Source organism: Robbsia andropogonis, assembly GCF_000970345.1.
Classification (GTDB): Bacteria; Pseudomonadota; Gammaproteobacteria; order Burkholderiales; family Burkholderiaceae; genus Robbsia; species Robbsia andropogonis.
In genome coordinates this window covers 1-1,052 of sequence record NZ_LAQU01000204.1, presented here as the reverse complement: position 1 = coordinate 1,052, position 1,052 = coordinate 1, and the positions used below count along the sequence as shown (strand labels likewise).

The 1,052-nt window shown below is 65.3% G+C and carries 1 protein-coding gene; it reads right to left on the bottom strand.

From position 1 onward, the window contains the following. A partial coding sequence (locus WM40_RS27140) for an AMP-binding protein (protein ID WP_046154658.1) occupies window positions 1–1,052 on the bottom strand: 1,052 nt, incomplete at both ends.

The window sequence follows — 1,052 nt, the reverse complement described above, 5'->3', positions numbered from 1 at the left end:
TCGCCGCGCCATCCTCTGCACTACCTGGCGGGGTGCCATCGGCCGATGTGCGCCCCTCCGAGACGATGATCGCCGCTTCGCGCACCGACGGATGTGCCTGCAGCGCCGCCTGGATCTCCCCCAGTTCGATGCGGTAACCCCGAATCTTCACCTGATCGTCGTTGCGGCCCACATAGCACAGCAACAGACCCGCCGACTCGCTTGACCCCATCTCACCCCCCGCCGAGCGCGCATCGGCCCCTCCGCCTGGCTCACCCGCCTCGAATCGCTGCGCCCGTCCCAGATCGCCCGACCGATACGCCCGCGATCCCGGCGCGCCCGCTTCATTCGGCACGTAACGCAGCGCCGTCAGCGACGGTCGACCAATATAGCCGCGCGTCACGCCCGCTCCCCCAACCAATATCTCTCCCTGCCCACCCTCCGGCACGACGTTGCCCTCCGCATCGCACAGGCGCGCCTCCCAACCAGGCAACGCTTCACCGATCACACTGCGACCACTGCGCGCCGACGCGCGCAACAACGCGTCGTCCAGCACACGCCACGTCACATGCACCGTCGTCTCCGTGATCCCGTACATGTTCACCAGCAACGGCCGCACACCCCGCGCGCTCGCGCGCTGCGCCCACTCGACGATCGACCCCGCATCCAGACGCTCACCACCAAAAATCACCACTCGCAGACTGTCCAGCGTGTTCTCACGGTCTTCCCGCGTCAGTTGCGCGAAGGCCGACGGCGTCTGGTTCAGCACCGTCACCCCCTGACCGCGAAGCAAGGCATGCAAGGCCGACGGCTCACGCGCCGTCCAATGCGGCACCACCACCAGTCTCCCCCCATGCACCAGCGCACCAAAAATCTCCCATACCGAAAAATCAAACGCGTACGAGTGGAACAGTGTCCACACATCATTCTCGTCAAACGCAAAACCACCCGACGTCGCTTCGAACAGCGACGACACATTCCCATGCGTTACCCCCACACCCTTCGGCTCACCCGTCGATCCCGACGTGTAGATCACGTAGGCCAATTGCGCAGGATGTACCGGCGCGTCGATC